A 6747-nucleotide genomic window follows, 5' to 3' on the forward strand; every position below is an offset into this window, starting at 1 on the left:
GGCGGCGGGGCCCATGGCGGGCACGGAGGCGCCGTCGACGAGGACGTCGCCCCCGACGCGGGCGCCGGGCGGCAGCAGCCGCAGCACGGACCGGGCGGTGAGCGACTTGCCGGAACCGGACTCGCCGACGAGGCCCACCGCCGCACCGGCCGGTACGCGCAGGTCGACGTGGTGGATGACCGTGCGGTCGGCTCCGTCGAGGGGGAGGGTGACGTGCAGGCCGCGGATGTCGAGCAGGGTCATCGGTCGTCCCCCAGAAGTCGTCGGGACAGGCCGTTGCCGAGCAGGGTGCAGGCGATGACGAACACGACGATCACCAGGCCCGCGTACAGCGACTGTTCGGCCCTTCCGGCGAGCACGCCGGAGGCGCCCTGCGCGACCATCAGCCCCCACTCGGCCGTCGGCGGCTGGGCACCGAGCCCGATGAAGGAGAACGCCGCCACGTCGAGCAGCGTGTAGCCGAACGACACGGTCACCTGTACCAGGACCAGCGGCAGCAGCGCGGGCAGCAGGTGCCGCAGACAGATCCGCCGGCCGGACACGCCGAGCATGCGCAGCGCCGCCACGTACGGCAGGTGCACCTCGCGCAGTGCGGCGCCGCGCACCGTGCGGGCCACGTAGGGCAGGTAGGCGACGGACAAGGTCACGACCGCCACCCGGAGCCCCGCGCCGAAGACGGCCGCGCCGACCACGGCGAGGATCAGCCCGGGGAAGCCGAACACGACGTTCAGCAGCCCGGAGACCAGCCGGTCGTACCAGCCGCCGAGCCACGCCGCCGCGAGCGCGAGCGCCGTGCCGACGGCGCTCGCGCAGACGGTCACCACGGCGGGCGCGAGCAGGCTGAGCCGCGCCCCGTACAGGATGCGGGACAGGATGTCGCGCCCCGTGTCGTCCGTGCCGAGCCAGTGCGCCGCCGAACTGCCCTGGTACACGGCCATCGGGTCGACGGCCTCCGGGTCGTACGGGGCGACGAGCGGGGCGCAGACGGCGAGGAGGACCACGAGGGCGACCACGGCGCCCGAGGCGAGGAGTACGCCGTTGCCGCGCCGGAAAACCCAGGCGCGCACGGCAAATTGATAGGTCGTCACGCCGCCGCCTCCAGTGGTGTGCGGCGGTCGAGCAGCGCCGTGACCACGTCCACGACGGTGTTCACGCCGACGAACAGGACCACGCTGATCAGCGCGAGCGCCTGCACCACGGCCAGGTCCTGCTTGGCCGCGCTCTGGACGAGCAGCGCCCCGATGCCGTTGACGCCGAAGGCCTGCTCGACGATCGCGCAGCCCGCGATCAGACCCGCGACGGCGACCCCGGACACCGAGAAGATGGGCGCCGACGCGTTGCGCAGCACGTGCTTGCGCACGACGAGCCGCTCGGGCAGGCCGCGGCCGCGCGCGGTCTGTACGTGTTCGGAGGCGAGTTCGGCGCGCACCGCGGCGCGCGTCACCTGGGCGACGTAGGCGAGCCAGGTCGCGGCGAGCGCGAGCGCGGGGAGTGTGAGGTGGACGAGGCGGCCGCTGAATCCCTCGCCCGTGCCGTAGGCGGGGAACAGGGGCCAGCGCACCGACAGCCACCAGATCAGCAGGACCGACATGACGAACGTCGGCACCGCCATCAGCGTCGTCGTCACGACGGTCACCACCGTGTCGCCCCAGCCGCCGCGCAGCGCCGCGAACGCGCCGAGCGCGACACCGGCCACGATGATCAGGACGGCCGCGTACGCCACCAGGAACAGGGTGTTGCCGAGGCGGTCGCCGACCAGGTGCGCGACGGAGTTCCGGTAGCTGAGGGACTCGCCCAGATCGCCGTGGGACAAGGCGGCCAGCCAGCGCCCGTAGCCCTGCAGGAACGGGTCGTCGAGGTGGTACTGGTGGTGGATCTCGGCGAGCAGCTTCGCGCTCGGCGGCCGGCCGCCGCCCACCAGCAGGGTCGCCGGATCGCCGGGCGAGACGAACAGCGCCCCGTACACGGCGACGCTCGCGACCAGTGCGGTCACCGCGAGCGTCGCGGCGCGCCGGGCCATGAAGCGCCAGATCATGAGGTCCCCTGCCCGGTGCCGCCGAGGCGGGCCGCCCACGGCATGTTGATGTAGGCGAAGGAAGCGGGGGCCCCGCTGAGCCGCTTGTTGAGGAAGAGCCGCTCGTACGGGCAGACGATCGGCACGACCGGGAAGTCCTTCGCGTACAGCGCCTGCGCCTTGGTGAACTCGCGCGCGGCGACCTGCTCGTCGTCCGCTGCCTTGGCCGCCCCGATGTGCGAAGTGACCGCGCTGTTGCGGTAGTCGGTCCAGTTCAGCGGGGACCTGGGGTCGGTGAGCATGTCCGCGTAGGAGAGCGGGTCGGGAATCTCCACGTACCCGAGGACCATGGTGGCGTCGAGGCCCTTGCGCAGCGCCGAGTTGTAGAACATGCCCGACATCTGCGTGGGCTGGAGCTGCCGGATCACGACCTTGAGGCCGATCTTCCGGGCGCCCGCCTGGAGGAACGTCAGTGTCTGCAGGGACTGTTGGTCACCCGCTCCCATGGCGACGGTGACGGTGCGCTGCTTCGGGCCGGCCTGCGCGACGAGCTTCTTCGCCCGGGCGACGTCCGGTCCGGGCAGGGCGGGCAGCGCGGCGTACCCCTTCGCGTACACGTCCTTGGCCGGGCTGTGCTGCCAGACGAGGGAGGGGATGAAGGTCTTCTGTCGCTGGGCCGCGCCGTCGTACACGTTCTTGACGAGCGCGTCGCGGTCGAGGACGAGGGAGAGCGCGTCGGCGACGCGGCGGTCGGCGAGCGGGGAGGCGGGACCCGTCGGGGTGAGGAAGACGGTCTGCGCGGACGGACCGTAGTAGAGGTTCCCCTCCTCGGACGTGCGCAGGGCCTTGGCGGCGGTCGACGGAATCTCGTAACTGCCGTCTATCTGGCCGGACATGAGGGCGCTGGTCAGCGTCCCGTTGTCGGTGACGAACCGGAAGGTGAGCTTCTTGACCTTGGGGCGCAGCGCGGGGTCCCAGTACGCGCCGTTGCGCACGGCGGTGATCGACTCGCCCGGGCGCCACCTGGTCAGCTCGAAGGGGCCGGTGCACATCAGGCCGCCCTTGGCGGTGCCGTACGCGGTCCCCGCCTTCTTCAGGTACGCGGCCTTGCTGACGGCCCCGAACCCGTTCACCAGGTACTTCAGGAACAGGGAGTCCGGGGTGCGGAAGCGGACGGTGACCTGGTGGGAGCCGGTGGCCCGGATGGTGGTGACGTTCGCCAGGACCTGGATGTTGACGCTCTGCGTGGCCGGCACGCGCTGGCGCTCCAGGCTCGCGACGACGTCGGCGGCGGTCATCGCGCTGCCGTCCCAGAACGTGACGCCGCGGCGCAGGTTCAGCACGAGGGTCTTGGGGTCAGGGCGGTTCCAGGAGGTGGCGAGGCCGGGCGCCGTCGAGTAGTCGGCCTTCAGCCGCACCAGCGGGTCGCAGAGGTTGGCGACGACGGTGCTCGGCGAGTAGTCGCCGACCTTCGCCGGGTCTAGCGTCGTCGGCTCGCCCATCGGCAGGTTCCAGGTGACGCTGTCGAGGGAGCCGTGCGCGGCGGGCGTCGTGGAGGTGAGCCGCACCGCGCCGGGCGAGGGGCCTGCCGCCCGGCCGCCGCCGGACGAACAGGAGGTGAGCGCGAGCACCGTGGCCAGCGCCGCGAGCGGCAGGGCGGTGCGTCGGGGAGCGTGCATGAGGGTGCTCCTGATCGGGAGTGGTGAGTCGTGCCGGGTCCTTCGGTGCGGGTGCGCGGGTGGGGGAGCGGGCGGTCAGGGCCGCGCGGGCAGGGCGGTGACGACGAGCGACGAGGGGTGGGCGTCGCCGGTGCGCAGCGTCTGGGTGCTCGGCTTCGGGGCGAGCGTCGTCCAGGGGTTCTCGGCACTGCCCGACGCGGGCAGGTAGAGCGGGTAGTCGCTGCTCGCGAGGAGCAGGGCGAGCCGGTGTCCCGGGCGCACCCGGTAGCCGGTGTGCCCGAGGTCGACGCGCACCTCGTCGGGCGCCTCGTCGGTGCGTACGCAGACCTCGCCACGGGCGATCGGCCGCATCCGCCCGTCGGGACGGACGTCGACGAGTTTGGCGAAGACGTCGAACTCCGGTGCGGTGCTGGTCACTTGGAGGGCGAGCGCGAGGGGCCCCGCGAGGTTGAGCGCCTCGCCCAGTACGGGACCGGTGAAGCAGAGCACGTCCTCGCGGGCCGCGACCGGGGCGAGATCGGGGTAACTGTGCAGCAGGGCGAAGGAGTTCTCGACCACCGAGGGGACCAGGTCCTGGGGGTCGTACGTCCATTGCGCCAGGTGCGCCGCGGTCGGCGCGGCCGTGTCGAGCGTGCCGGTCGCCGCGTCGAGCCACAGGGTGTGCGGCACGGCGTCCGGCGGCGGCCACGACGCGGCGGTGCGCCACTCGGCGTGTCCCAACTCCCACTGCACCTTGGGCAGTTCGTCGGCCCGGCGGACGCCCTTGAGGAACACGTCGAAGAAGGCGAGCGCGGGATCGACATAGCCCGGCAGCATGCGGTCGAGGGCGGCCGGGCTCGCCGCGTGGTCGCTCTCCCCGGTCGCCGGGGCGTCCGCCAGCCGGTAGTTCTCGTGGTCGACCGCGCCGGCCCACAGGTACTGCACGGCGTCCCAGCCGGGGCGTGCGGCGAGCTCCATGTAGTCCCGCATGTGCGGGATCACGATGTTGTCGAACCAGCCCACGCAGTGCAGCACGGGCACCGGGCGCGCGTCGAAGGGGTGTCTGCCGCGCGCCGGGAACAGGTCGGTGAAGCGCGGGGCGAGCAGGTCGAACCAGGTGGAGCGGGCGCCGATCGCGCGGAACGCCTGCTCGTACTGGTCGATGACCGGGCGGACGGTGCGGTCCGGCTCGTACTCGTACACGCCCTGGTCGATCCAGTAGTGCGCGTAGTACTCGATGCCCTCCAGCCACACGGGCCGGCCGACCGGACTGCCGCTCTGCGTGGTCGCGTTGAAGTCGACGGTGGTCACCCGGGGCACGATGGCGCGCAGCGCCGGGTGCTGGGAGGAGACCGCGGCCCACTGCGTGAAGCCGTAGTACGAGTCGCCGAACATGCCGACCAGACCGTCCGACCACGGCTGGCGCACGATCCAGTCGATCGTGTCGTAGCCGTCGTCGGGCTCGCGCAGGAACGGCACGGTCGGGCCTTCGGAGCGGAACTTGCCGCGCACGTCCTGCACGACGACGGCGTAGCCGCGGGCGGTGAAGCGGGCGGCGATCTCGTCGCAGTAGACGTAGCGGCTGTTCTTGTCGTACGGCAGTCGCACGAGGACGGCGGGAAGGGCCGTCTCGGGGTCCGCGCCGGGCCCGGCGTCGGGCAGGTAGACGTCGGTGGCGAGCCGGACCCCGTCGCGCATCCGCACCCGGAACTCGCGGGCCCGTGCGGGCACGGGCGCCGGGCCGACGCGCGCAAAAGTGAAGGTCATGAAGGTGAACTCCCGGAAGCTGGCCGGAAAGTGCGAGGAACAACGCCGTGATGTAACGGCGTTGTATGACAACATTGCAGCTCCGTGTGAACGGGGTCAACCCATTGCGTTAAGGTCGGCGGCATGCCGATCGAGGTAGACGAGGCCAGGCGGCTCGACGAGATCGCGGACGCCACCATCCAGGTCGCCCGCGAGCGCGGCGTCCGCTCCGTGACCATCCGGGCGGTGGCCGGACAACTCGGCGGTTCCACCGCGATGGTGACCAATTACGTCGCGAGCCGTGCGGCCCTGATGATCAATGCGATGCGCCGCGCCGAGGCCGAGTGGGGCCGCGAGATGGCCCGCGCCCTGGAGGGCGTCGAGGGTGAGGACCGGCTGCGCGCGGCGGTCCGCTGGATGTGCACCACCGAGCGGGACGACGAGGTGCTGCGGCGACTCATGATGGAGATCGCCAGCGCGGGGCCCGGCGCCGGCGCCGAGGTGGAAGAGGTGCGGCGGGCCACGTCGCGGCGGGGCCACGAGGAGTTGGGCGCGCTCGCCGGTGAAGGCGGCCTGGCCGGTGGGGAGTTGAGCGGGGACGTGCTCCATCTCCTGCTGCGCGGCTACTGGTTGTCGACGCTGGAGGACCCGGAGAGCTGGACCGCCGAGCGCGGGGAGCGGGCGATCCTGGCCGTCGTCGACCTGCTGAAGGGCTCCGCCGGGTAGGGCTTGCCCGGGGGAGTGGGGCGCGGCCGGGGTGTGCGGCGGGGGGTGCCGGGGTCTGTCCGGGGGTGGTGACCCGGGGCGTGCGGCAGGAGGCGCCGGGGCCTGTCCGGGGGAGCGGGGCGCGGCCCGGGTGTGCGGCAGGGTGTGCCGAGCGAGGCGAGCCCCAAGTAGTCGGTGGTGGGCGGGGGTTGACAGCGTCTGTGGTCGCGGCGCAGTCTGTGCGCGAAATAAAACGCCGTTGTATGACGGGGTGCGCGACGGCCTGCCCGAGCGAGCCCCCGACGGCCGCCTGCCCGCGCCCACGCCGGTCCCGTGGACCCGCGTACTGCGTTCCCCTCGTTCCCTTGCCCACCGCCCTGTTCCGAAGAGGTGCCCCATGGGAAGTCCAGGTCAGCACGGCGAGCTGTGGCAGCGGTCCGCCACCGAACTCGCCGCCGCCGTACGCGGCCGTGAGGTCAGCGCCGTCGAGGTCGTCACCTCCTGCCTCGGCCGCATCGAGGAGACGAACCCGGTCACGAACGCGCTCGTGGAGGTCCGCGCCGACGAGGCCCTCGACGCGGCCCGCCGGGCCGACGCCGCCGTCGCCGCGGGCGAGCCGCTCGG

The 6747-nt window shown here is 72.6% G+C and carries 6 protein-coding genes and 1 pseudogene; 2 read left to right on the plus strand and 5 right to left on the minus strand.

Annotation, left to right across the window (positions count from 1 at the left end):
* From G3I40_RS29750 to G3I40_RS29770, 5 genes are all read right to left on the minus strand, one after another.
* A partial coding sequence (locus G3I40_RS29750) for an ATP-binding cassette domain-containing protein (RefSeq protein WP_164305708.1) occupies positions 1-243 on the minus strand: 243 nt, incomplete at its 3' end.
* Positions 240-1088 (minus strand): ABC transporter permease, encoded by an 849-nt coding sequence (locus tag G3I40_RS29755; RefSeq protein WP_343245053.1) that lies wholly within the window; start codon positions 1086-1088, stop codon positions 240-242. The genes G3I40_RS29755 and G3I40_RS29750, both read right to left, overlap by 4 nt.
* The gene (locus G3I40_RS29760; RefSeq protein ID WP_239092016.1) at positions 1085-2035 is read right to left on the minus strand and encodes an ABC transporter permease; all 951 of its coding nucleotides are present in this window, start codon (positions 2033-2035) and stop codon (positions 1085-1087) included. Before G3I40_RS29760 ends, G3I40_RS29755 begins: the two co-directional genes overlap by 4 nt.
* Entirely contained in the window at positions 2032-3693 is a 1662-nt protein-coding gene (locus G3I40_RS29765; RefSeq protein ID WP_164305717.1) for an ABC transporter substrate-binding protein, read from the minus strand. Before G3I40_RS29765 ends, G3I40_RS29760 begins: the two co-directional genes overlap by 4 nt.
* 75 nt (positions 3694-3768) lie before the next feature.
* Entirely contained in the window at positions 3769-5439 is a 1671-nt protein-coding gene (locus G3I40_RS29770) for a CocE/NonD family hydrolase (protein ID WP_164305719.1), read from the minus strand.
* Between the two features lie 123 nt (positions 5440-5562).
* Between G3I40_RS29770 and G3I40_RS29775 the strand changes: the two genes are divergently transcribed.
* A complete protein-coding gene (locus tag G3I40_RS29775; protein ID WP_164305722.1) occupies positions 5563-6144 on the plus strand; it encodes a TetR/AcrR family transcriptional regulator in 582 nt (193 codons plus the stop codon).
* Positions 6145-6520: 376 nt separating this feature from the next.
* Positions 6521-6747 (plus strand): annotated as a pseudogene (locus tag G3I40_RS29780) (amidase family protein); the annotation flags it as partial.

Origin of the sequence: Streptomyces sp. SID14478 (assembly GCF_010548525.1) — a bacterium.
Taxonomy (GTDB): Bacteria; Actinomycetota; Actinomycetes; order Streptomycetales; family Streptomycetaceae; genus Streptomyces.